Origin of the sequence: Hyphomonas sp. FCG-A18 (assembly GCF_045287255.1) — a bacterium.
GTDB lineage: Bacteria > Pseudomonadota > Alphaproteobacteria > Caulobacterales > Hyphomonadaceae > Henriciella.
Genome location: NZ_CP137142.1, coordinates 2,286,711 through 2,310,790 on the forward strand (window position 1 = coordinate 2,286,711; position 24,080 = coordinate 2,310,790).

The window sequence follows — 24,080 nt, forward strand, 5'->3', positions numbered from 1 at the left end:
ATTTGAATAGATCGGTTTGAAGTTTTCAGGGGAGTTGTGGACATGGGAAGTCTCCGTGTTGGACAAGGGAAAAGGATCGGGACATCAGCGGTGCAGTGTCATAGCTCTCGCCATTGAAGCCTGTGACGCGGATGGCTTCTTCGATGCGGCGCTGGCCGCCGCTTCTGGTCATGAAGATGACGACATCCACGGCCTCTGCGATAAGGTCGAAAGGTGGTCGGCGTGTCGCTTCCATGGCGAGCTGTTCCAGCCGGGTCAGTGCCCCGACCGCTGAATTGGCGTGCAGCGTGGTGATCCCGCCGGGATGGCCTGTGTTCCAGGCTTTCAAGAGATCCAGCGCTTCAGCGCCTCGCACTTCGCCGACAATGATCCTGTCGGGTCGTAGCCGCAGGGTTGAGCGGACGAGCTGTTGGAGGCTGGTGCTGCCGCGATGTGTACGAAGCTGGACCACATTGGGCGCAGCACATTTTAGCTCGCGGGTGTCTTCGAGGATGACGATACGGTCTTCACTGAAAGCAGGCTCGGCAAGGAGCGCATTGGTGAATGTCGTCTTGCCGGACGATGTGCCGCCCGCGATCAGGATGTTCTGCCGGTTGATGATGGCGTCACGAAGCGCTGCGCATAGCGCCGGCGATAATGCCCCTTGATCAACATAGTCGCCAAGTTCGAAAGGTGTCGTGGCGGGCTTGCGGATCGAGAAGCATGGAGCTGTCGAGACAGGTGGGAGAAGCCCTTCAAACCGCTCGCCCGTGCCGGGGAGTTCGGCGGAGACGATGGGGGAGGCGCGGTTTGCGACTTCTCCCACCCCGGAGGCGACCAGGAGAATAACGCGCTCCCGGTCTGAGGTGGAAAGGGTATGATTTGAAACGGTGAGACCGATGCCGGCTTTTTCGATCCAGACCGATCCGTCAGGATTGGCCATGATCTCGATTGTGTCAGGGGCCTCAAGCGCCTCACGCACCACTGGGCAGAAAGCCGTCCGCAGCATGGCGCTGCGGCGGGCTTCTGTCTGCGTGTGATGCGTGGGCTGGGACATCTTTCTGCGCTCCTGTCACTTAGGGTTGGTGTGACTGAAACCTCGCAGGTTGAGCCCGCGCAGAAGAGTGAGAATGGCGACCAATGGGAGCAAGATCCGGCATAAGGCGGTCGCAGCTGGCAAGGTGCGACAAAAGCCCGAAGTCATCATTTCGCGCAAAAGGGGAAAGCGTCACGCTTCCCAATTTGCTCGGTTAATAGCTTAGTAGCCTGTAAATGAATGTGTTAATATTGGCGGCTATTTTATTAACCTGGGCAATCTTGGCCTTTTTCTTGCTGGAAATTCCCCAAATACGGGAGGCGCAGTATGAAATCGTATCCACTAAAGACCGATGGGGTCCTGAAAACTTATAATTATCTCTGGCGGATGTCGCGCGATCGCTGGGCTTGGGAATACCTGCGCCGCAATCAAGACTTCAGACAAGATGCTGCGCTACACTCGACAGATGATCTCTCTGAAATGGAGGCGCCTTGCCGTAATGCGCAAATTCGCTTGCTGCGCTCGCGGGTACCTCAGAAATTGGCAGCCCGCTGGGGACTGGTCTTTATGCCGGATCCCGAACTCAACGGTATTGATGCAGATGCCGTCTGGCTCAAAACCGCATTCCCGGACCAAGTCGAAGTCAATTGCACACCGCGGCGCCCGGGGGAGACGTGCGATATTTGGGAGAGTACGGTCCCTCATTGCCGGATCACCCATGTGACCGATCGGGCGCATCGAGAGTTCCTTTTGCTTCGCGGGAATGGCTGCGTCACGCAGGTGCGTTGCACCGGTCAAACTTTGCTCGGGCTTGAGCCGGTCCGAATGAAACTGCAAATCTCTGATATGGAGACCTACGAGCAAAAGCTCAAAGCTCAGAAAGAGGGAATGCGTATCTTCGGGAATGATCCTGACGCTGAGACACCCATGTGGACGAAAACAAGCCAGGTTCTGAGAGATGGATTGATCGCTCTGGACTGTCTTGAACTTGGGATGACCCACAGAGAAACAGCTATCGTGTTGTATGGAAAGGCCACTGTGGAAGCACAGTGGAAAATGACCTCGATGAAAGGCTCTTTGCGATACCTCATCAATAAAGCAAAAGCGCTACGGGATGGCGGATATCTTGTTGAGCTCCTCGGGTCGCAATTGGGGCCACACGCGCTTGCGGCGTGATACCGGTCGCCCAGAAGCCTTGAGTCATTTGCGGCCTGCCCGCGCCGGTGGCGCGTAGCTGTTCGCCCGGCTGAGAAGGATCATCACAAGGTATTAAGGCGGTCCTGTCAGATCGCCGATCTTCGACCGGCGCATCTGCCCGGAGCCGCAATAGCCGTCTTGCGCCGACCGGCCCGGCGAGGCTCAATGAGGCTCCGGTTGTTGGTCTGGAAGCCATGGTGCTGGGCCTCGCCGGCTGTCCGCGCGCCCGAGCTTCCTATTCGCTTCGCGAAGAGGGTCACGGGCGAGTAGCTAGAGACTCAAGACAAAGTCAGTCTTTGTCTTCAAGCTGCTTTCGCAAGTTTGCTTGGGTTAATATCCGCAATCAGAAACAGCCGCGGATACGTGGGACGACCATTAAACCGGAATACTTTTGCGCTTATTGAACCTGAGCGCTGCCATCCCAAGAGACATTCTGACTGAAGACGGTTTATATAACCGAGGCATTGACCGTCTTCACGAAGAACTTGGACGGCATTCTGATCATGCGCATTATCTGGTTGGTGAACCAGTGCGACATCATCTCCAGCTTCTAGGCCTGTCGCGGCAGTCATGAACCGGCGGAATCCTGCGACGTCAAAGATGTAACAAAAAGGTCGATCAAAGCCGTCAAACGTTTCAGTGATGCTGAAACTGTCTCCAGCGAGACGCGCCCCGGTATAAGCGAGCAGGCTTAAACCCGACCATGCCGTGTCGGGTGATAGGCCAAAAGTTTCTAGGAAGTGATCATAATCGGGACGATCAGAATTTGGTAAGCGCCGAAGAAGGATTGCAAGCGCATCATCGGATGGACCGGTTTCCAAATCAATGCCGGGATAGCCTTCAAAGCCATCTGCTATGGCAGCAGAGAATGAGGCTGTATCAGAGAGATAACGAAAACGCGCGCCATCGTCAGCAGCAACGAGTTCGCCGACGGCATGACGGCGTCGCTCACCGCCTGTGCCCAGCGGCGTTTGCCATGTCAGCAAAGCACGTCGTGTTTGAATGGGGTTCGTAATCAACTCGTTCTACTCCTTGTCCAGTATGTTCTTAATACGTTCTTGCCCTTTTTTCAATAGAGCTTCAATTTGATGGCGACGTTCCTGGCTCATTCGATACGGTGCTTCGAGACCTTCAAGACCCGCAATTTCGGCCATAAGCGTAAATACGGGCTGAAGATCAAGGTCTGCCACTGTGGCAAATACGTACGACTGCTCGGGCCTCTGTGCGAGAAAAGCCTCGCAAACCTCAGTAAAAGGGCTTCCCCGCCGGTCTGGCTCACCTGCGCGTACATGGTGCCGCCCGTTATCAACATAGGATTTGAGTTTAGATGTTTGAAGCGTGCCGCGACCTGTAAACCAGCGACGTGCTAAACTCTCATCGCTCCACTCGCACCCCATGCTTGTTGCATTGTCATAGAGCGGAGCCATCCGTAAACCGGCAGCCTTTTCGACAACAGCCCAATTCTCGGCGTGGCGGTCGGAATTTGAAATCAAGGCATCCAGCGCGAATGCGCGCCCCCAGAACTGATAATAGTCGCCTTGCGGTAAACCGCGCCGCTCCAAATCGGCGCCGACACTCATCAGCAATGCCAACGTGTGGCGGTATCCTCGCTCAATATCATAGTCAGGATCGATACCCCGGCATAACTGCCAGCCCTCTGTGAAAGTCTCCGAGCCATCGTCGTAGATGTATTGCATGAGGTTTCCGAGCCGGTCACCGCGTCGCCCGAGCGAAACATGCTGCACAGGCCAACCGAGCAAATCCCCTGCAATGAACGAGGCCAGTAATTCAGACCATATCTGCGCTTCACGATGGGCTTTTGGCTCTTTGAAAACGAAGGTTAATTCAGTTTCCGGGTCAATCACCGTATTTTTGGCGCGTGATCCGCCTAGCGGTTCATCAGCAACATCCCAGTCATCGAGATCGATGACAGGCGAAAGGCTGATAGACTTGAACGGCTCTGACATGATTGGGCTTTATTGGAAATCGCCGGGATCGCCAAGGTGCGGGCCCAACAAGCGGACAAATGCAGGCGCGGTCTTTGAAAAGGTTTAGTTTCTGAACAAGTTACGCTTAATGAGTTTATGGGAGCTGGAAACTGATTCATGAACGCCGTCGAGATTGAAGAAGCCATATCTGAACTTGCTTCTGCACCCTTCGATGCAGAAGAGTTTCCGCGTGTCTTTCTTGAATCCTTCAACAATAAAAAGGCGACTGTAAAACGCCTTCTGGCAAGCGCGGCGAAGAATTCTGACGTTGAGGGCGGCGTCCTTCAATACAAGAACATCCATCTTGCCGTGGCTGATCCAGGCAAGGTGCACGAAAAGCTCTCAGAGCTTCGCGCCAGTCCCAAGACCGAAAAGGGCAAGGTCCGCTTCATCCTTGCCACAGATGGCCAGACGCTGGAGGCCGAAGATCTTGTCGAGGGTGATATCCGTGTTTGCGATTACAAGGACTTCGCGAACCATTTCGGGTTCTTCCTGCCGCTCGCGGGCATCACCACCGTCAAGGCGATCAAGAACAATCCAATCGATATTCAGGCGACCGGGCGGCTCAACCGGCTCTATGTCGAGCTGCTGAAGGAAAATCCGGACTGGACCACGGATGAACGCCGCCATGATCTCAACCAATTCATGGCGCGCCTGATCTTCTGCTTCTTCGCGGAGGATACAGGCATATTCCTCGGCGAGAACCTCTTCACCCGCACGCTCGAACAGATGAGCGACCGGGACAATGCCCATGACATCATCGCGGAATTGTTCCGCGCGATGGATATCCCGACGAAGAAGCGAGCGGATGCAGGGCTTCGCCCTTGGGCGGATGCCTTTCCTTATGTGAATGGCGGACTGTTTGCGGGCTCGAATGAAGTGCCGCGCTTTTCGCGCATCGCGCGCAGCTATCTGCTGCACGCGGGCAGCCTCGACTGGAAAGCCATCAATCCGGACATTTTCGGTTCCATGATCCAGGCGGTTGCCGAGGATGAAGAGCGCGGTGAGCTCGGCATGCATTACACCAGCGTGCCGAACATCCTGAAAGTGCTGAATCCGCTCTTTCTGGATGATTTGCGTGCGCAGCTCGAAGAGGCGGGCGACAATCCGCGTAAGCTCCTCAATTTGCGAAAACGGCTTGGGCGCATCCGGGTTTTCGATCCAGCCTGTGGTTCGGGCAATTTCCTTGTCATCGCCTATAAGGAGATGCGCGCGATTGAGCATGAGATCATTGAGCGCCGGATGCGGGTGCTCAGTGAAGACTCCAAACGCGCCGAGGATACCCGCAGCGTCATCCCGCTCACCAATTTTTACGGGATCGAGATCAAGGATTTTGCCTGTGAGATTGCGCGGCTGTCTTTGCTGATTGCCGAGTTCCAATCCGATGTGGATCAGCTTGGGCGTACCCGCGCCTGTGAGTTTGTTCTACCCCTCAAGGAAACAGGCCAGATTGTCTGCGGAAATGCCCTGCGCCTCGATTGGCTGGAGGTGTGCCCGCCGCCGGAGCAGGCGTCAGTGGTTGAAGAGGATCTGGCGGGCCCGACAGGGCGACTGGCTTTGGAGACGGGCGACGGCGGGGATTGGGAGACGTATATTTGTGGGAATCCGCCATACGTTGGCGATAAGAAACAAAATAAGTCACAGAAATCAGATATCGAACAGCTATTTAGTCGGCTGACGAGCAGGTGGAAATCTCTAGATTATATCTCGGGATTTTTTTTGAAGGCGGCGCTGTATTCTAAGAGCGTGTATTCGCAAGCATCCTTTGTTTCCACAAATTCTATCTGCCAAGGTCAGCAGGTCTCGGTGTTGTGGTCGCTTCTATTGGGACTATCGGAGATCGTTCGCGCGACTGTAGGATTCAAGTGGTCAAATCTAGCGTCCAACAACGCTGGTGTCACCGTCATTATTGTTCAGATTTGCACTGCAGGAATAGTGAGCAACAAGATGATTATTGATGGCGAACTATCCCGTTCAGTCGATTACATATCCCCGTATTTGACCGCCCAAGAAGCGCCATTGGTGGGAAATGCTCGCCAACCCGTTAGTGACCTTCCATCAATGACAAATGGGTGCGCTGCAAAGGATGGTGGCAATCTGCTTCTAAGCTCAGCCAGTGATGTCCCACCAGAGGATCATGTTGCTCAGAAATTTGTTCTTCCGTTTTATGGGTCCGATGAAATAATTTCTGGACGGTCACGATTTTGTATCTGGATTAATGATGACCAGTTGGACCATGCCCGAAAAAGCACATTTATAGTTTCGCGATTGGAAGGTGTTCGGAAAATGCGGGCGAATAGTAAGAAGGCCGCAACACGGACTTGGGCTAAACGCCCCCATCGTTTCGTTGAAATACGTAGACCGGAGGCGACTCGCGTTTTAGCTTTGCCAAGCGTGGCAACAGAGACTCGTGAATTCATCACTCCAACTTTGTTGCCGGGAAATGTTGTTATCTCGAATCTTGCCTTTGCCTTGTATGACCCCGATCAATGGGTTTTAAGTCTGCTGTCGTCCAAACTTCACATGGTATGGGTGCGTTCCGTTTGTGGGCAACTCGAAACTCGAATACGCTATTCTAACACCCTCGGCTGGAACACTTTCCCCGTCCCGACACTGACGGAGAAGAACAAGGCGGACCTGACCCGCTGCGCAGAGGACATCCTGCTGGCGCGGGAGCATTACTTCCCAGCGACGATCGCCGACATGTACGACCCCAACCGCATGGACGAGGAATTCCCTCTTGTGCGGGAGGCCCATGAACGCAATGACGAAACGCTGGAGCGCATCTATATCGGCCGCCGCTTCAAGAACGACACTGAACGCCTCGAAAAACTGTTCGACCTCTACACAAAAATGACAGCGGCGGATAAAACACTTAAAAATCCATAAAAGCTCTTTACAATTCCTTATTGGTGCCTTATATTCGTTTTATAGAAAATTGGAGACACCTATGACACAATCAAATTCCCTAAACCCGTCCTTTTCGTTTCGCAGTCTTTCGAAATGCAGCCCGGCAGCAAAGGCCCTTGCCGATTGGATGAATGACCGCGCGCGAAGTGCGAAAGTAACGAAAGTGCGTGTAGCAGAAAAACATATGAACGCGACACGCGGCGAAGTGATCAGCCTATTCCGTTTGCTAGAAGGAATGGGCGCTGGACAGTTCAAGTCTGGTCGCCGAGGTTACGAAAGCCGCTTTATCTGGCGCGTTGACCCGAAGGCTTTGGCGGCAAATGGGTAACTCGATATGACGCAGATCAATAAAAGCACTGCAAATCGATTGCAGGAACTGTATAAGACCGACAGTTGCGCCCGAGCCTTTTTCGATTGGATTGACAGCCGTACAAACGGCGCTCGTGAAACGAAGGCACGTGTGGCATCTGATCGTGCCAATTGGGAATACAGTGAAATTGTTGAATTGTTCAAAGAATTCAGTGATCTGGATGTTGGCGACTACATTGTTGGACGCAAAGGTGCGGAAACCCGAATTTCCTGGAACTTTGATGTTAAGAGTATAGCCAGCATCGCAAAAGGAGAATCTTCTGAAGTTAGGAGTGTGCCCGTTGATGCGCCGCGCGATGACGATGAGGAGGATCAAAATCCGGAGGGATTTATGACGCATTCTTTCGCGCTCCGCCCAGATGTGAAGGTCGATTTGTCACTGCCTCTCGATCTTTCCGATAAGGAAGCTGACAGATTGGCTGGATGGGTTAAGTCTCTCCCGTTTGGGCATTCTCCATCATGACCGCACCAAGACACGTCCCCTCAGTCTCGGTTACCTACAAGCGCACGGGCGCGACAGCGAAGTCGAACGAGCTTGGCATGCGCCCGATGCAAGAGCGCGCCTATGAGCGGCGCGGTGAGCAATACCTGCTGATTAAGTCGCCGCCGGCGTCGGGAAAGAGCCGGGCGCTCATGTTCATTGCTTTGGATAAGTTGGCGAACCAAGAGCTGTCACAGGCGATTATCGTGGTGCCCGAACGCTCCATCGGCGCGAGCTTTAACAATGAACCGCTCACCAAATGGGGCTTCTGGGCGGATTGGGAGGTTAAGCCGCAATGGAACCTCTGCAACGCGCCTGGCGCTGATGAAATCCGTGTCGCTAGATCCAAGGTGAAAGCGGTTGGTGAGTTTTTGGCACGCGGCGATCCGGTTCTGGTCTGCACTCACGCAACCTTCCGTTTTGCAGTCGAAGAACTTGGGATCGAGGCCTTCGATAACCGCCTGATCGCCGTGGATGAATTCCATCACGTCTCCGCCGATGATGACAATGTTCTTGGCTCGCAGTTGAAGGCGTTCATTGCGCGCGACAAGGTTCACCTCGTGGCCATGACAGGCTCATACTTTCGCGGCGATGCGGTACCTGTCCTCCTGCCGGAAGACGAGGCCCGCTTTGCCACGGTGACCTACACCTATTACGAGCAGCTAAATGGCTACGAGCATTTGAAAGCGCTCGATATCGGCTATTTCTTCTACAATGGTCCCTATGTGGATGACATTGCTCAGGTGCTCGACCCGGACCAGAAGACCATTGTCCATATCCCGAACGTCAATTCCCGCGAAAGCACGCAGCGCGGCAAGACCACTGAAGTCAGCGAAATCATGGATGCATTGGGTGACTGGCAGGGCAAAGACCCAGCGACGGGGTTCGATCTGGTGCGCCGCCCAGACGGGCGCGTGTTGAAAATTGCCGATCTTGTAGATGATGGTCCTGAGCGACATTCACTGGTCGTCGCGGCGCTGAAAGACCCCGCGCAGAAGAACAATCGCGACCATGTCGACATTATCATCGCCCTCGGTATGGCCAAGGAAGGCTTTGACTGGATCTGGTGCGAGCACGCCCTAACGGTCGGCTATCGCTCCAGCCTCACCGAAATCATCCAGATCATCGGACGCGCCACACGAGATGCACCCGGAAAGGAGCGTGCGCGCTTCACCAATCTCATCGCTGAGCCTGACGCGTCCGAAGACAAGGTTACCGAGGCCGTCAATGACACGCTGAAGGCCATCGCCGCCAGCTTGCTCATGGAGCAGGTGCTCGCGCCGAAATTCAATTTCGTCCCCAAGGGCAATGGCGAAGACACCGACTTCGACTATGGCGAGGGAGGCTATGACTCAACCCGCACCAATGTCGGCTTCAACGAAGACCGCGGCGAATTCCAGATAGAGATCAAGGGGCTGGTGCAGCCTGAGTCCGAAGAAGCAACACGCATCTGCCGGGATGATTTGAACGAGGTCATCACCGCTTTTGTTCAGGACAAAAGGGTCTTGGAAACGGGACTGTTTGATGGGGACCACGCTGGCGGTAATACGCCCGCCGAAGAGCTGACACTGGTCCGTATGGGTAAGATCGTGCGTGACCGCTATCCCGAGCTTTCCGAAACCGACCAAGAGGCTATCCGCCAGCGCGCGGTCGCTGCGCTTGGTCTTACCCAGGAAGCGAGCAAAGAGGCCGCGAAAGCGGCCTCCGCTGGTGGCGAGACAACCAAAGCAAACACAGCTCTGATTGATGGCATCAGAAAGATCGCCATGGATGTGCGCGATCTCGATATTGACCTGATTGATCGGATCAATCCGTTCGGCGCGGCCTATGCGATACTCGGCAAAGCTATGAGCGAGGCCAGCCTCAAACAGGTCGCCGCCGTTATCGCGGGCAAGAAAATTGCGCTTAGCGAAGATGAAGCGATGATGTTAGCAGAGCGCGCCAAGTCATTTCTAAATGAGCGCGGCCGCTTGCCGTCGCTCACGTCAAGTGATCCATGGGAACGCCGCATGGCAGAAGGCATTGAATTTCTGAAGCGAAAAGTGAAGGCAGCGCGTGATGGCTGACAAAACTGCCGAAGACCTGCTCGCCGAACTCGGTGTCGAAATCGAAACGCTCAAAGCCGCACCTCGCTCTGCGCAGGAGGAGCGCATAATCGCAGGCTTCGAAGACATCCAGCGTTTCGTCAGCGAGCACGGGCGTGCACCAAATCACGCTGAGGGTGGCGACATCTTTGAACGAATGTATGCCGTTCGCCTCGACCGTCTGCGCGCCCTACCCGAAGCACGCGCTTTATTAGCGCCGCTCGATAGCGAGGGGCTCTTAGGAGAGGCTATTGAAGCACCCACAGAGCAAGCCCACGATCCCGAAGTCTTGCTGGCCGAGCTTGGCATCGATCCTGAAGCGACCAATGATATTACGACGCTCAAACATGTGCGTCCGACAGCCGAGAGAAAGGCTGCCGAAGAAATCGCCAACCGCACGCCGTGCAAGAATTTCGAGACGTTCCGTCCATTGTTTGAGGCTGTGAAAAACGATCTCGATGATGGAACGCGGCAGACCCGCGCATTCGTCAAGCATGCGGGTTTTTTGAAGGCAGACATAAAAACCGGCGAGTTCTTCATATTGGGTGGACAGATCGCTTATGTCGCCGAAGTCGGAGAAGAAATTAAAGCGCCGAACGGTGAAATAGATGCCCGTCTTCGCGTCATTTACTCCAATGGCACCGAGAGCGATCTATTGCGGCGTTCTTTGCAACGCGCCCTTTACAAGGATGAAGCGGGACGCCGTATCTCAGAACCGTCCGCCGGTCCTTTGTTCTCTGGCGAAAGAACGGACGATGATACTGAAAGCGGCACGATCTACGTTCTTCGCAGCCTTTCATCGGATTCGCAGATCGCGCAAAATCGCGACCTCATTCATAAGATCGGCGTCACCGGCGGCAAGGTGGAAACCCGGATCTCAAATGCTGCGAATGATGCGACCTACCTCCTCGCCGATGTTGAAATCGTTGCCACCTATGAGCTCTTCAACATCAATCGTGTGAGGCTTGAGGCGCTTCTTCATCGCTTCTTTGCCGATGCAAGGCTTGACCTGGAAATCTCCGACCGCTTCGGCAAACCAGTTAGACCACGCGAGTGGTATCTTGTGCCGCTTGATGTCATCGACGCAGTTGTGAAGGCCGTGCAGGATGGCAGCATAAGCACGCTTAAATACGACCCGGCACTGGCCGACCTAGTAAAGCGTTAGCGCAAGCCTCACGGCAGGTCTCCCTCCGCCTCAATATCTCTCCCAGCAGACGGGTCTGGGCGGACGGTGCGTCTGCCAGAGCGCGGTCACCGCGCAAGGGGGCGGGTCTGTTTCATCTTTGAACGTCTTTAGGTCCCTTACCTACGGCAGCCCCTTGCGCATCGCCCTTATGCGCTCCGGCTGAGCACCTTTTCGCCGCCCACCCCCGCCTGCCGGGGAAAGAACGCAAGGGCGGCGGAAGGAGACTGACATGACTGACCAGATAACAACCTCTGCACCCCTTGTCGCAGACACTGCACCCTTGGGTTTAGACACGCCCCGCATTTATGTGGCTTGCCTTGCCGCCTATAATAATGGCCGCCTGCATGGGCGCTGGATTGAGGCCACCGACCCGCACGAGGTGTGGGAACAGGTGAGCGCCATGCTGGCCGCATCACCAGAGCCGGACGCAGAAGAGTGGGCGATACATGATTACGATAATTTCTTTGGTTGCAACATTTCTGAATATGCGGGCTTTGACACGGTGTGCGACCTTGCCGCCTTCCTTGAGGAGCACGGCGAGCTAGGCGCGAAACTCTACAGCGAGCTAAGAGAAGACTTGGACCAAGCCCGCGCGGCCTTCGACGATTATGCCGGAGAATATAAAAGCGCAGCGGACTTCGCCGAGCAGCTGCACGAGGACACTGGCACCGAGATTCCGGACTCGCTTCGCTACTATATTGACTGGCAGGCCCTTGCCCGCGACATGGCGCTGAACGGCGAGATCATGGTGTTCCAGACAGGCTTCGATGAAGTCCACGTGTTCTGGAGCCGATAGTCATGGCCTTCACAACACGCTTTCAATCTTTCGTGTGTGAGGGCGATAGCCTCACATGCGAGGTCGCAGGGTTCGAGATCATTGCGCGAATTGTGCGCGATGATTGCCCCGACGCGCCGGACGAAAGGCAAGAGGGATTTTGGCCTTCGCTTTATATTGATGCGCCGGGATTCATCGGGCCAGGCAACAATTTCCGCGAGCGCTTTGCGCAGGCGCAGGCTCGCGCCGAAGCGGTTATGGAGGCATGGCGAAAGGACGAATGGTTCTATTGCGGGATTGTTCTATCGGTCGCGTTAGAAGGCATCCTACTGGACGACCATGCCGCGAGCCTTTGGGGCATTGAGGCCAACTATCCTGACAGTGACAATGCCTATCTGACCGATGTCGCCAACGAGCTTCTGCCCGAAGCCTTGGACGCGGGACGCGCCATACTCGCAAGGCTCACCGCCAGCGCCGCAGCCCTTGGCGATGGGGCGTCGCCATGAGCCGTATCTTCGACCAGCTTGGACCACGCCCGCGCATGACCTTGGTCATTTGCGAGCAGCAAGTGGCCGAGATTTGGGTCGAGGGCCGCGCCCCGCTCATATCCATCCGCGACTATGACTGGGGCGAAACCGACCCCGACCCATCCCGCGACGCGGATGGCTTCCCCTTCACCAAAATCAACTGGAGAGACCCCGCATGGAAGCTGGGCCTCTCCCTTCACCCGCCAGAACAGGAGACCAATATGGCACAACCCACACTAAAACATATCCCGCTCACCGAGCTTCGTATCAGCAAACTGAATATGCGCCACGGACGTAAGAAACCGGACGTGTCCGACATACTTCCATCCATCAAAGCAGGCGGTATTCGCCAGACTTTGCTCGTGCGCCGTGAAGGCAAACATTATGGCGTGATTGCTGGACGCCGCCGCTTCTTTGCTTTGCAGGCGATTGCCAAAGAAACGGGCGAAACCCCGCTCGTGCCTTGCGCTATCATGTCCGAGAAAGATGCCGCGAGCGCCATCGAGGCCTCTGTTATCGAGAATGTCGGACGGTTACCTGCGACCGAGATGGAGCAATACACGGCCTTCAAGCACTTGCACGAAGAAGGCCGCGGTATTGACGACATTGCCGCCTATTTTGGCGTGACAGAATTGCTCGTGCGCCGTGTTCTCGCGCTCGCTTCGCTCAGCGCCCCAATCCGCAAACTCTATGCAGAGGACGAAATCGACCGCGAGACCATCCGCGCCCTGACACTTGCCACGGACGAGCAGCAGGCTGAATGGCTGCGCTTGTTCGAGAGTGAGGGCGAGCACGCCCCGATGGGACGAAACTGCAAGGCTTGGGTGACGGGGGGCACCACAATAACCACCGACAAGGCGCTTTTTGACCTTGAGGATTATGAGGGGCAGATCACCACCGACCTGTTCGGCGAGCATGGGGTGTTCGCTGATGCAGACCAGTTCTGGCAGGCGCAATCGAAGGCGATAGCCGCACGGGTCGAGGCCTACCTTGCGGATGGCTGGCGCGATGTCTCCTGCCTTGAGCGCGGGCAGTATTTTCATAAATGGGACCATGCCCAGCGCCCGAAAGAGGAAGGCGGTAAAGTCTATATTGAAATCCGCCATGACGGGACGGTGACCTGCCATGAGGGCTATGTCACGCAGTTCGAAGCGAGACGATTCGACCGCGCAGCCAATGGCGAGACCAACACCGAACCTGCACAAATCAAACCCGAAATGTCCGGCCCGATGGCGGACTATATCGGGCTGCACCGCCACGGCGCAGCCCGTGCCAGTCTGCTAAAACAGCCCGCTATTGCGCTGCGGTTGATGGTGGCTCATGCCATGACGGGCTCTGCCCTTTGGGACGTGAAACGCCACGAAGCCCATAGCCGGAAAGAGGGAACGTTGGCCAGCATTGAAGGCTCGAAAGCCAATCAGGAGATGAAGGCGGCGCAGGAAAGGGTCAGCGACCTCTTTGCGGCCTTTAACGTGAATGGGAGCGCCCGCCGCAATGGTGATGCCTATCGCTTGTGCGAAGTCTTTGCGGCATTACTCGCCATGTCTGATGACGAGGTGATGCAGGTGCTGGCCTTCGCAATGGCCGACACGCTTGAGGCTGGCGGGGCAATTGTAGAAGCCGTCGCCCATGTCTGCGAAACCGAAATGGCGAGTTATTGGAAGCCTGAACCTGCCTTCTTCGACCTCTTGCGCGACAAGCGGGCCATAAATGCGATGGTCGCGGACATTGGCACGGTATCACTTGCAGAAAGTTGCGCCGCCGAAACCGCAAAAGCCCAGAAGGTGGTTATCGGAAATCGAATTGTTGGGGAGGGTTGTGAGCCTAATCCCGATTGGCGACCAAGCTGGATGCAGGTGCCGCCGACCCGCCTTGTCGAGGGTGCAGCCTGTGTGCCTGTCGATGCGTGGAACCGGATCAAGGGTCTATTCGAAACTGCCGAGACAGATACGGATTCTGGTGCAGAGGACTTCGAGCAAAAGAACGCCGCCTGACGATTTCGTCTCCCGTTAGCGTGGCAAGTGAAGCCGTCCGGTGTCCGTCATCGGGCGGCTTTCCCCGCTTCTCTAATTGGGAAGGGTGCTAAAGGGTCATTTGAGAAAGACGCAAAAAATCGCCTGTCTGGAGGTATCGCAGGGTCTCCGTGTTTGAGGCCAGTGACAGCCCTTTCCTGATGTCTCCTTGTCAAAGGAAGACCTCCTGTTCCCATCTCTTGCCGTGTGACCTGGACGCGGCCAGCCCGCATTGAAACCGGCCAATCAAGAAAACTTCCCCGCCGCTTCGCGGCTCCTCGCGAGACAAGTTTTCTTGCCTGACCGGTGCTCCACTCACGTTTCGCCCGCAAGCGGTTCAATCCTGTCTAGCCCCGTCCTGACGGTCCGGCGTCGACGGGGACACGAGGTCCCCCGAGACAGCCAAGGAAACGAAAAGGAGAACACCATGGCCAATGCACTCGGATATGTCAGCGAAACAAAAACAGGCTTCGAAGGCGCCCTCGCAATGATGAACCTCTCAGCCGCGATCCGCATCGAGAAGAATGGTGAGAAAGCCCAAGATGGTCAGCCGGACTATCGCATCTATGCCGGCGAGACCTCGACCGAAATCGGTGGGGGCTGGATGCGCAAAGCCAAAGCCTCGGGCCGCGAATATGTCTCGATCACGCTCGCAGACCCGCAGATCGGCCCCCGCAAGATTTACGCGAACCTCGCCCCCGTGAAAGGCAAGAAAGGCCGCCATGTGATACTCTGGAACCCGCGGGACTAGGGTCTAAAATCTTTGCGAAATCAGCCGCTCCGGAGATCATCTTCGGGGCGGTTTTTGCGTTACGCCGCGTGGTTAATCGGCAGGGCAAAAATGCTAAGGGCGCATTTTGCGGCTATGGCTGGCAGCTATTTCCAGCACTTCTAGGCATCGATGATATTCGATCGAAAGGAGAACCGGATCATGTCACGACCAAACAAAACCGCCACGCGGGGCGAAGAACTGCCGGAGCTTTTGTCAGCACGTGAGGCGGCAGATTTTCTCAACCTCTCGCCTGTTACGCTCTCACATTATCGGTGTCAGGGACGAGGCCCCATCTATCGCAAACATGGCTGGCGCATCTTTTATGCGAAACCAGATTTAGTGGACTGGTCAAATCGCCAGACCTGGTCTTCGACCAGCGAAAAGCTGCAATAATACGATGCGTATATTCATCCTGAGTGTCAGCTTTCTTAGCGTCTTATGCTTAAGTTTTGGGAGCGCTTTCAATCCGCAAACGCGTTTGATTTGGAACCGTACAGAGAGTGCGCCGAAAGGGCTGTATTGGCTGAGCGACGATCCATTTACCATTGGCCGATGGGTCGTCGTCTCGAGCCAAAGCGCTGACGCGAGATGGGCCCAGGCGCATGGATATGTCGGGCACAATTGGCCCTTGTTGAAACAGATTGCAGGCGTGTCCGGTGATGAAGTATGCCGCGATGCGACGCGGATTTTGATCAACGGAATACTGGTGGGAGAGGCCCATTTGAGCGCCGGTTCTGGAGAGAAACTGCCAGTCTGGGAGGGCTGTGTGGCGCTGACCCAAGATCAGGTTTTTCTGATGAATGCGCATCCTGATTCCCTCGATGGACGCTATTTCGGCATGACGGATCGAAGCGATCTGGCAGGTGTTGCTCGTCTTATCTTCGCTTGGCGATGATTCGAGATGGCGGCGTATTCCGGCATGAGGCGACAATTTGTGGCGAAAGGCGGCATGGGATTAGACAGCGAACCCGGACGGGCAAGATTAAAGCTCATGCACCAGACGGCACATAAGGTCTTGTCTGCACATCTCTTTTTTGGCGCCTTGTGCCGCAATGTGTGGCACCAGAATTATAATGGTTTCGCTGAATTCATTACGCTTTTTTGGTGCCTGTCACGGGTTGAGTGCTATGGTCGATGAAACCAGCTTCACGCCGCGCCTTGGCAAACTTCGCGATGTTGGAGCCGGGTCCTCTAAGCGCTTTCGGGCGCGCGTGCTGAAGGCCGCCAAGGGGCTCAATCGAAAAGCCAGTCGGCCTGCGTTTACCGGAGCCCGGATTGGCCGGGGCGGAGCGGCGGGTCTGCATGCGCAGTCACGCGCCCAGCGGATGGACCGTTTTCGGATGCGCCGCGTGGTGGTCAAGGTTCACATCGCTCGTGCGCGAGCCGGTATTGGTGTCCGCGCCTATGCTCGCCATCTCGACTACATTCAAAGGGATGGTGTTGATCGTGAGGGACTCGGCGGGGAACTCTATGGCCGTGAGGGTGAACTTGTAGACGGGCGTGACTTTGCAGAGCGCAGCCTAGGGGATCGCCATCAGTTCCGTGTCATTGTCTCACCCGAAGATACTGGCGAAATCGGCGATCTTCGCGCAACGACGCAGCGTCTCATGAGCGACATGGAACGCGACCTCGGCACGCGGCTCGACTGGGTCGCAGTTGACCATCATAACACAGGTCATCCGCACACTCATATCGTCATTCGCGGTAAGGACGCATTGGGACACGATCTCGTCATCGCGCGGGACTATCTGATGAAAGGGCTACGGGCTCGCGCAGAGGAAGGGCTCACACAAGAGCTCGGACCGCGCCGCGATATTGAGATCGCCCGCGCCCGGTATCGGCAGGTATCGAAAGACCGTTTTACGGGAATCGACAGGAACCTCGCGGCACTGGAAAATCAGGGTCATATTAAACTTGTTCCCGGGGCTGGGGCTCAGGCGCGATTTGTCAGCAGCCTTCAGCGCCAACGATTGTCACATCTGGAAGGACTTCATCTCTCTCAGCAGACCGGGCCCGATACCTGGCGCATGAAACCGAGTTGGCAGCGCGCGTTAAAAGCCATGGGTCGGCGGGGAGACATCATCCGTGCCCTCCGCGCTGGTGTGGAGCACGGCCCGCACCTCACCAAAGTGCGTTTCTTTGATGAGCGGGCAGACGACGCGCCAGTCCTGCGGGGATCGGTCGTCCAGAATGGTCCAGAAGACGAACTGACAGACAAACGGTTCGTGCTCGTACAGGATTTTTCAGGAACGCCTTGGTATGTGCCAGCCAGTGAAGATCTTGGCGGCGCTATGCCGCCAAAAGGTGCGATTGTAGAGGTTGCCCGTATTAAAGCGGCCCCCCGTCGCGCTGACCACGTCATTGCAAAGATTGCTAAGCAAAACGGCGGGCTTTACTCTGATGCCCTACATGCGGCCTCCGATCCGTCTGCGTCTGGCGCCTATAGACTGGCGCACAAACGCAGGCTCGAAGCTCTTCGCCGGGCGGGGCGGGTCACGCGCGGACGAGACGGTGTCTGGCAGATTGGTGCGCGATATCTTGAGCAAGCTGCAGACTTTGAGGCGGCACGCGGCGGGGGTCATCGCATTCAGGTGCGGTCTTGGATGGCGATGGAGGATCAAATCGAAGCGCGCGCCGAGACCTGGCTCGATCAGGTCGATAAGACGGAAATCGACAAGGACGATGCGAGATTGTTGGAGGCACGCCGTCTGCGTCTTAGTTTTCTTCGCCAAGAGGGATTAATCGAGGAGGGTCAGGAGGCGTTAAGCCATGAGGCCTTGAAGCGTCTGCGGCTGGATGAGATGCGACGCGCTGCTGCGGGAGAGACGCGCCGGTCCAGCCGGACATACGCAACACTGGAGACAGGCGAGAAATTGCAAGGGGTCTTTGAGCGGACGACAGACCTTGCGCAGGGTCGTATGGCAATCATTGGAACCCAAAAAGAATTTGCTCTGGTGCCTTGGCGACCAGACTTGGAGCGCCACCGTGGTCGTTCCCTCACGGTTGAACGAAACACGAGAGGCGTGTCTTGGTCATTTTCATCGACCCGGTCTCGAGGCTTGTCGCGTTAGTCAGCGGTTTCAATCTGTTGCCGACATTTGCCGCCATTCTCACTGGGCGCAATGGCTAGAGGCTTCGATACTCAGCGCGTTTTCACTCATGGAGTTTTCGCGCCAATGTCCCCTTCAAAAATCCTCATCGGCCAGTTTACAATTGTGCTGACAATTATCGTGCTCACGCTTTGGGGTGCCACGCAGTGGGTCGCTGCTGAACTCGGCTTTCAAGCGGCGCTCGGCAAGCCGTGGTTTTTGATAGACGGTTATGCGATTTACAAACCATGGCGGCTCTTCCAGTGGTGGTACGCCTATGAGGCCTATGCACCCGGTGTGTTTGCGCGTGGCGGACTTATTGCAGCCAGTGGTGGACTTCTCGGAATTTTAGCTGCTGTTATTGGCTCTGTCTGGCGCTCGCGCTGGGAGCGACATGTCACAACCTTCGGCTCTGCGCGCTGGGGCGTCAAATCTGATTTGAAATGCGCAGGACTGTTCAAAGCTGAAGGCGTGTTCCTCGGACGTTGGAAAGACCAATATATAAGGCACAGCGGACCGGAACACGTCCTCGCCTTTGCGCCAACCCGTTCTGGTAAAGGCGTTGGCTTGGTGATTCCAACTTTGCTGTCCTGGACTGGAAGCGCCGTGATTCACGATATCAAAGGCGAAAACTGGGATCTTACATCTGGATGGCGGTCGACCTTCTCAAATTGCGTTCGCTTTGATCCAACTGACATGACCAGCGCGCGGTTTAATCCGCTATTGGAAGTGCGGAAAGGCTCAAGCGAGGTGCGGGATGTTCAGAATATCGCTGATATACTTGTCGATCCCGAAGGGTCTCTTGAGCGAAGAAATCATTGGGAAAAGACGGCGCATTCCTTGCTCGTTGGCGTGATACTCCACGTGCTGTATGCAGAAGAGGATAAAACTTTATCAGGCTGCGCAAGACTGCTGTCGGACCCATCTCGCACTTTTGAGGCAACCCTGAACAGGATGCTGAGCACGAAACATGTTGCCACGCCAGATGGGACGCGCGAGGTGCACACCATCGTCGCGCAGGCGGCGCGTGAGCTATTGAACAAGTCTGAGAATGAACGGTCCGGCGTTTTGTCGACCGCGCTCAGCTTTCTTGGGCTGTATCGTGATCCGGTGGTCGCAGCGGTCACAGCATCCAGCGATTGGACCATTAGCGATCTGACGGCCGGAGATAGACCGGTATCGCTCTATTTGGTCGTACCGCCGTCGGACCTGTCGCGCACAAAGCCATTGATGCGGCTCATCCTAAATCAGATAGGCCGACGCCTGACGGAAACGCTGCCAGATGCTAATCGGCGAAAACTCCTTCTTATGCTTGATGAGTTTCCAGCGCTCGGTCGTTTGGATTTCTTTGAGAGCGCGTTGGCCTTCATGGCGGGATATGGCGTGCGCGCTTATTTGATCGCACAATCGTTAAACCAGATCGAAAAAGCCTATGGCCCGAACAATGCGATCCTCGACAATTGCCATGTCCGAATTGCCTTCTCGACCAATGATGAGCGCACGGCGAAGCGAATATCCGAAGCTTTAGGGACCAAGACACAGCTTAGGTCTCAAAAGAATTATACCGGTCACCGCCTTGCCCCTTGGCTTAGCCATATGATGGTCTCGCGCCAGGAAACACAGCGTGCGCTTATGACGCCCGGTGAAGTGATGCAAATGCCTCCGAGCAATGAAATTGTGATGGTGTCTGGGTGCCCGCCATTTCTTGCAAAGAAACTTCGCTATTTTGAAGATCGCAACTTCACAGAGCGTATTTTACCGCCCCCTGCAGCGTCACTCGGTTTCCCGTCAAAGAATGTAACGAGTTGGGCTGAGATGATCGACAATCATCGTGTTGTGTCAGATGGCACTGACCGAAGAGACACTGGCAGTGGACTTGAAATTGAGCCCGCGTTGAGCATGCCGGAGCACACTCAAAAAATTGAACGAGAGACCGACGAACTATCTGAAATGGATGACGCGGGAGATGTTGATTCAGAACAGACCTTGGAGATACTGCGGCGCGCGGCAACGCTTGATCTTGTCGAAGAAAACACGTTGCCGGAGTTTTAGTTATGAGTAAGCCCCGCGTAAATCTTCGATTGTCTTACAAATTGCATGCTGAGCTTGAGCAACGTGCCCGCGCTCCAGGTGTCACGAAAACAGAAATCGTGGAAGAAGCGCTGAGCCGTTTTTTTGACCCTGAGGCCAATCTTGTTCTCGAGGAGCGATTGCTGCGCCGCATGGATGCGTTTGACAAGCGGCAGGGTGAGATTGAACGGGACACCGCGCTCTGCCTCGAAACGATGGCGCATTTTGTTTTCTACTGGCTGACTCGTACAGATCCAATCCCAGAAGGAGAGCGAGACGCAGCGCACGCCTTAGGACAGCGCAGGTTCGATCATTTCATTCAACAAGTCGCCAAAAAGCTCGGCAATGCAAGAGGCGTAACGGCGAGGATAAACGACAGCCAAGCTTAAGCCTGATCTATGGAGCTTTAATCCTGCGCGTCTGAAAGTGAGCAGCAGCGCCCTAGCGAAGACTTTACGCCAGGGCGCCGACCTTATCGAGCAGCAATCTCATCCGGAAAATTTTGCGTCTCAGTCAAAGAGTGGTGCTCTTCTGACTTCGGTGCGAACCAGCGATGGAGGGCTGGCAGGACGAGAAGGGTTAGGATTGTCGAGGATACAAGTCCACCCATGACAACAGTTGCGAGGGGACGCTGGACTTCCGCACCTACACCAGTCGCAAAGAGCAATGGTGCAAGACCCAAGGCCGTCGTTAGTGCCGTCATGAGGACAGGACGCGCGCGAAGGCCTGCGGCCTCGATTGCAAGCTCATCAGGATCGCGGCCCTTGCGTGCAAAGTCATCCATAAAGCTCACCAGCACCATGCCATTACCAAGTGCGATACCAAACAAGGCAATAAAGCCTACCGTGGCCGGTACTGAAACGGGCAACCCTGTCAGCCAGAGCGCCAAAGCCCCGCCGGTCAGAGCTAGAGGGATGTTCAATAGAATGAGTATTGCCGATTTCAGACGACCAAAAGCCAGAAGCAGGATCAACATAACAATTGCGAGCGTCACTGGAATGACAATCGCAAATCGCGCATTGGCCTGTTGTTGTAACTCAAACTGACCTCCCCATTCGACGCGGTATCCCGGTGGGAGATCAAGGTTTTGGTTTGTCGCTGCCTGTGCATCACTCACAAAAGAACCGATATCGCGCCCACGGACATTGAGTTGAACTGTGATGAAGCGCTCTCCGTTTTCACGCGTAATTTGGCGAGGCCCAATCACGTCTCGGATTGAAGCAACACTGGAGAGCGGGAGCTGAGCGCCGCTTTCACTCTCTAAAATGAGATTGCCAATCGCTTCGGCAGTGTTTCGACGATCTTCTTCAAATCGAACGACGACAGGGAATTGTCTAACCCCTTCGAATAAAACGCCGGCCTCAGCGCCCCCTACGGCGGCACTTAACGTCTCAAGAGCATCTTCCACCGTGAGCCCATAACGACCAAGCGCAGCCCTATCGACAGAGACAACAAGTTGGGGCGCACCGGTGATCTGGTCGGCCTGAACATCACTCGCTCCATCAATCTCTTGCAGGATGGATTGCAAATCCTGCGACCCTTCAAGCAAGATGTTTGTGTCGGGTCCAAAAATCTTGACCGCCAATTGTGCCTTTGTGCCCGTCAAAAGTTCATCGACTGACATGGCAATTGGCTGTCCGATATTGACTTGGATACCCGGGAAAGACTCGAGATTTTCTGAGATTTCCGCTCTCAGCCCATCTGGTGTCAGGCCCGGTCGCCATTCAGCACGGGGTTTTAGAGCGACAAAGGCCTCGATGCTGTTGACCGGGTCAGCATGCGCACCAACTTCCCCGCGACCAATGCGACTCACGACCGACTCAATTTCTGGGAAAGTATCTAATAGCCGTTTTTCAACCCGCGTTGAAGTTTCGCGGCCTTCAGATAGTGAAATTGAGGGGGCCATAGAAACGCGAAGTAAGATGTCGCCTTCTTCCAATGCAGGTGTAAATTCTGAGCCGAGCCGCGAACCGGCCAGGCCTCCCAGAATCAGGAGGACGATGGCCAACGCTATAGCCGCAAGTCGTGTCCTTACAAAAACAGTCGCAAGGGGTTTTACGAAACCCGCGATGAGGCCCTCGCCAGATCGCTTTCTCTTTGCCGGTTTAATTAATCCATGCGCCATGGCCGGGGCAATCAACGCCGCATATAGCAGCGACCCGGTCATCGCTAATGCCGCAGAAGCGGCTAGTGGCCGAAACGTCTTGCCTTCAACACCTTGCAAGGAGAACAAGGGTAAGAAAACGATGATGACCACGATAACCGCGGCGATGAGCGGTGCGATGACTTCTGCAGCGGACCGAGCAACAACATCGCGATCCGTTTCGCCCGTTCGCCTTTCCTTGAAGCCCCGATCAACATTTTCGGCGATAACGATCGCACCATCAACCATCATTCCGATGGCAATGGCCACCCCGCCAAGAGACATTAGATTTGCGCTGATCCCCAGCACGCTCATGGCAATGAAGGCAAAACCAACTGAAAATGGGATCGACAGCACAACGACGAGGCTCGGGCGCCATCCCCCAAGAAAAATGAATACGATAATAGCGACGAGCAGAGCGCCTTGCCAAAGCGCAGTTGTGACGGTCGCCGCTGCGCGTTCAACCAATGTGCCCTGATCGTAATAAGGTACAGCGCGGACACCTTCTGGTAGCGACGCGTTGATCTCGTCGAACCGTGCTTTTGCGCGGTCGATAACGTCAGATGTATTCGTGCCATAGAGTTTGAGGACAAGCCCAGCAACGGTTTCGCCTTCGCCATTGGCTGTTGCGAGACCCTGGCGCGCACCACCTCCAATCCTGACGACCCCAAGGTCACTGACACGGACTGTGCGACCATCAATTGTTTTCACCGGTGTTTCTTCAAGATCAGCAATGGTCCGGGCGAGTCCGACACCGCGCACCGTATATTGTTCTGCTCCGACTTCGATGAATTGCGCACCTGTCGTGCGGTTCGCGCTTTCCAGGGCGCTTATGACGTCCGAGACCTGAAGGTCAAAAGCGATCAGCAAGTCAGGATTGAGCTGGACTTGGTATTGTTTCTCAAACCCGCCCAGTGCGAGGACTTCTGTTACGCCTTCAACAGATTGAAGCGGATATTTGATCATCCAGTCCGCAATTTCACGAAGTTCGGTCAGATCATAATTTCCGGTATCATCGACGAGTCGGAAATACATGATGATACCAAGGCCCGAAGAGATGGGCCCCATTTTCGGTGTGCCGAAACCTTCGGGAATTCCGTCACTCGCCTCTGGCAACCTCTCGCCAACAACTTGACGGGCGAAATAAACATCAGTGCCGTCTTTGAAATACACATTTACAATCGATAGGCCGAAATTCGATACTGAACGGATTTCTTCAACCTCGGGCAGGCCCGACATCGCGGTCTCGACCGGAAAGGTCACATATCGCTCAACCTCTTCGGGCGATAGCCCATCAGTCTCAGTAAAGATCTGCACCAGTGAAGGTGACGGATCGGGAAACGCATCAACAGGAAGCGCGCGAAATGCGAACAGGCCACCGACGGTTAAAACGATGGCAGCTATTGCAGCAAGCAGTCGTCCGCCAGCGAGGCGGTGCATGAGATTTTGCATATTTTCGTCC

Annotated in this window: 19 protein-coding genes; 15 read left to right on the forward strand and 4 right to left on the reverse strand. The window is 55.3% G+C overall.

Features of this window, described 5'->3' with window-relative positions; all coding sequences use genetic code 11:
• Positions 1 to 25 precede the first annotated feature (25 nt).
• Positions 26 to 1,036, reverse strand: coding sequence for a P-type conjugative transfer ATPase TrbB (gene trbB, locus RYZ27_RS11375; protein ID WP_406679630.1), 1,011 nt, complete (start codon positions 1,034 to 1,036; stop codon positions 26 to 28).
• A 306-nt stretch (positions 1,037 to 1,342) separates the two neighbouring features.
• Here trbB and RYZ27_RS11380 point away from each other — a divergent pair, with 306 nt between their 5' ends.
• A complete protein-coding gene (locus RYZ27_RS11380) occupies positions 1,343 to 2,191 on the forward strand; it encodes a DNA -binding domain-containing protein (RefSeq protein WP_406679631.1) in 849 nt (282 codons plus the stop codon).
• 323 nt (positions 2,192 to 2,514) lie between these two features.
• Here the strand turns inward: RYZ27_RS11380 and RYZ27_RS11385 are convergent, their stop codons facing one another.
• Both RYZ27_RS11385 and RYZ27_RS11390 read right to left on the reverse strand, forming a co-directional pair.
• Positions 2,515 to 3,231: an HIRAN domain-containing protein gene (locus RYZ27_RS11385; protein WP_406679632.1), complete on the reverse strand. Its 717-nt coding sequence runs from the start codon at positions 3,229 to 3,231 to the stop codon at positions 2,515 to 2,517.
• 6 nt (positions 3,232 to 3,237) lie between these two features.
• Complete coding sequence (locus RYZ27_RS11390; RefSeq protein WP_406679633.1) at positions 3,238 to 4,179, reverse strand: HipA domain-containing protein; 942 nt, start codon at positions 4,177 to 4,179, stop codon at positions 3,238 to 3,240.
• A gap of 138 nt (positions 4,180 to 4,317) precedes the next feature.
• Here RYZ27_RS11390 and RYZ27_RS11395 point away from each other — a divergent pair, with 138 nt between their 5' ends.
• The 14 genes from RYZ27_RS11395 to RYZ27_RS11460 all read left to right on the forward strand — a co-directional run bounded on the left by RYZ27_RS11395 (position 4,318) and on the right by RYZ27_RS11460 (position 20,864).
• The gene (locus tag RYZ27_RS11395) at positions 4,318 to 7,089 is read left to right on the forward strand and encodes a class I SAM-dependent DNA methyltransferase (protein ID WP_406679634.1); all 2,772 of its coding nucleotides are present in this window, start codon (positions 4,318 to 4,320) and stop codon (positions 7,087 to 7,089) included.
• Positions 7,090 to 7,150: 61 nt separating this feature from the next.
• A complete protein-coding gene (locus tag RYZ27_RS11400) occupies positions 7,151 to 7,438 on the forward strand; it encodes a hypothetical protein (RefSeq protein WP_406679635.1) in 288 nt (95 codons plus the stop codon).
• Between the two features lie 6 nt (positions 7,439 to 7,444).
• Positions 7,445 to 7,942 (forward strand): hypothetical protein, encoded by a 498-nt coding sequence (locus tag RYZ27_RS11405; protein WP_406679636.1) that lies wholly within the window; start codon positions 7,445 to 7,447, stop codon positions 7,940 to 7,942.
• Positions 7,939 to 10,026, forward strand: coding sequence for a DEAD/DEAH box helicase (locus RYZ27_RS11410; RefSeq protein ID WP_406679637.1), 2,088 nt, complete (start codon positions 7,939 to 7,941; stop codon positions 10,024 to 10,026). The genes RYZ27_RS11405 and RYZ27_RS11410 overlap by 4 nt, the downstream gene beginning before the upstream one ends.
• On the forward strand, positions 10,019 to 11,209 hold the full coding sequence (locus tag RYZ27_RS11415) for a GIY-YIG nuclease family protein (RefSeq protein ID WP_406679638.1): 1,191 nt from the start codon (positions 10,019 to 10,021) through the stop codon (positions 11,207 to 11,209). The genes RYZ27_RS11410 and RYZ27_RS11415 overlap by 8 nt, the downstream gene beginning before the upstream one ends.
• A gap of 250 nt (positions 11,210 to 11,459) precedes the next feature.
• Positions 11,460 to 12,026, forward strand: a complete 567-nt coding sequence (locus tag RYZ27_RS11420; RefSeq protein WP_406679639.1) for an antirestriction protein ArdA — start codon at positions 11,460 to 11,462, stop codon at positions 12,024 to 12,026.
• A 2-nt stretch (positions 12,027 to 12,028) separates the two neighbouring features.
• On the forward strand, positions 12,029 to 12,511 hold the full coding sequence (locus tag RYZ27_RS11425; protein ID WP_406679640.1) for a hypothetical protein: 483 nt from the start codon (positions 12,029 to 12,031) through the stop codon (positions 12,509 to 12,511).
• Positions 12,508 to 14,526 carry a ParB/RepB/Spo0J family partition protein gene (locus RYZ27_RS11430; protein WP_406679641.1) on the forward strand — a complete coding sequence of 673 codons (2,019 nt, stop codon included), beginning with the start codon at positions 12,508 to 12,510 and terminating at the stop codon, positions 14,524 to 14,526. Before RYZ27_RS11425 ends, RYZ27_RS11430 begins: the two co-directional genes overlap by 4 nt.
• 445 nt (positions 14,527 to 14,971) lie before the next feature.
• Entirely contained in the window at positions 14,972 to 15,295 is a 324-nt protein-coding gene (locus RYZ27_RS11435) for a DUF736 domain-containing protein (protein ID WP_406679642.1), read from the forward strand.
• Between the two features lie 180 nt (positions 15,296 to 15,475).
• Positions 15,476 to 15,709, forward strand: a complete 234-nt coding sequence (locus RYZ27_RS11440) for a helix-turn-helix domain-containing protein (protein WP_406679643.1) — start codon at positions 15,476 to 15,478, stop codon at positions 15,707 to 15,709.
• A 4-nt stretch (positions 15,710 to 15,713) separates the two neighbouring features.
• Entirely contained in the window at positions 15,714 to 16,211 is a 498-nt protein-coding gene (locus tag RYZ27_RS11445; RefSeq protein WP_406679644.1) for a S26 family signal peptidase, read from the forward strand.
• A gap of 232 nt (positions 16,212 to 16,443) precedes the next feature.
• Positions 16,444 to 18,387, forward strand: a complete 1,944-nt coding sequence (locus RYZ27_RS11450) for a DUF3363 domain-containing protein (protein ID WP_406679645.1) — start codon at positions 16,444 to 16,446, stop codon at positions 18,385 to 18,387.
• Positions 18,388 to 18,492: 105 nt separating this feature from the next.
• The gene (locus RYZ27_RS11455) at positions 18,493 to 20,457 is read left to right on the forward strand and encodes a conjugal transfer protein TraG (protein WP_406679646.1); all 1,965 of its coding nucleotides are present in this window, start codon (positions 18,493 to 18,495) and stop codon (positions 20,455 to 20,457) included.
• Between the two features lie 2 nt (positions 20,458 to 20,459).
• The gene (locus tag RYZ27_RS11460; protein ID WP_406679647.1) at positions 20,460 to 20,864 is read left to right on the forward strand and encodes a hypothetical protein; all 405 of its coding nucleotides are present in this window, start codon (positions 20,460 to 20,462) and stop codon (positions 20,862 to 20,864) included.
• 83 nt (positions 20,865 to 20,947) lie between these two features.
• On the opposite strand, the gene RYZ27_RS11465 is transcribed toward RYZ27_RS11460, so the two are convergent.
• Positions 20,948 to 24,070 (reverse strand): efflux RND transporter permease subunit, encoded by a 3,123-nt coding sequence (locus RYZ27_RS11465; RefSeq protein WP_406679648.1) that lies wholly within the window; start codon positions 24,068 to 24,070, stop codon positions 20,948 to 20,950.
• Positions 24,071 to 24,080: the final 10 nt, after the last annotated feature.